The following is a 1,147-nucleotide window of genomic DNA, read 5'->3' as shown; positions in this document are numbered from 1 at the left end:
GGGGCCTGTTGCGTAATTGGCTGGTTGTGATTCTCTGAGAGGAACACTCGGAGGGAATCGCAATGGCTGTGAAGCAAACGGGTCAATTGAGCCTTGCGGAGGCATTTCTTGGCAACAGGCTGGTGGGCGGTTCTTCGCCGCTCGACCGGTTGTCTGGTCTGGTGAAGTGGTATCGCTTCGAGAAGCTGCTTGCCCCATTGCGCGATGGCGGGCCTGGTAGAGCGGCCTGGCCACCGCTGGTGCTGTTCAAGGCGCTGTTGCTGCAATCGCTGTATGGGCTGTCTGATCGTGAACTGGAGGAAGCGCTCGGCGACCGGCTGTCGTTCCGGCGCTTCGTCGGGCTCGGCCTTGAAGAGAGCATTCCCGACCACACGGTGCTTTCGCGGTTTCGCAACCTGCTTGTCGGTGAGGGGCTGCAGGAGAAGCTGTTTGGCGAACTGGACCGGCAGTTGGAGAAGGCCGGTGTGATCCTCAAGCGCGGCACGATGCTGGATGCCACGCTGATCAATGCGGTCTCTGCGCCGCCGACGAGCGAACGGCCGTCGAAGGATGTAGAGGCCGGCCTCACCGCGCGGCAGGGCAAGAAGGGCTTCACCTTCGGCTACAAGGCCCATGTTGGGGTTGATGAGGGCTCTGGGCTGATCCGCACGGTGATCACCACGGCGGCCAACGTCAATGACACGGTCGTGGCCGATGCCTTGATCTGCGGCGACGAGAAGATGGTATGGGCGGATGCCGCCTACGACACGCATGCCCGCCGTGCCCGGCTCAAGGCCGAAGGCAAGAGGCCACGCATTGCACGCCGTCCCAACAAGCACCACCCGCTGTCGGCGCGGCTCAAGCATTATAACCAGCTGATTGCCAGGCGGCGGGCTGCGGTAGAGACCACCTTCGCCACGCTCAAGAACCGCATGCGGCTGACCATGATCCGCTATGTCGGACTGGCCAAGGCTGCGGGCCAAGTGATGATGGCGGCGATCGCCTTCAACATGCGCCGATGGGCTGCCATCACGCCATAGGTGCGTCCGCAATCCAGCCCCATGGGCTGAATTGCCGCCCGAAACCCCAAACCAGAACCCATTCTCCTCAAAAAGTGGCGATCTGCTCCCCACGGCAATCTCTCAGCTAATTGCGCACCAGCCCCACA

At 62.2% G+C, this 1,147-nt stretch carries 1 protein-coding gene; it reads left to right on the top strand.

Annotated elements, in window-relative coordinates; translation table 11 throughout:
* Positions 1–62 precede the first annotated feature (62 nt).
* A complete protein-coding gene (locus tag LB556_RS31540) occupies positions 63–1,019 on the top strand; it encodes an IS5 family transposase (RefSeq protein WP_224571285.1) in 957 nt (318 codons plus the stop codon).
* Positions 1,020–1,147: the final 128 nt, after the last annotated feature.

This window comes from Mesorhizobium sp. ES1-4 (genome assembly GCF_020164745.1).
Taxonomy (GTDB): Bacteria; Pseudomonadota; Alphaproteobacteria; order Rhizobiales; family Rhizobiaceae; genus Mesorhizobium.
Note: the sequence above shows the minus strand (reverse complement) of the source record. Positions and strands in the feature narration are given on the sequence as shown.

Bases quoted from the DNA above. Each gene is read 5' to 3' on its own strand.
- LB556_RS31540 (WP_224571285.1), top strand. From the start codon at position 63: ATGGCTGTGAAGCAAACGGGTCAATTGAGCCTTGCGGAGGCATTTCTT.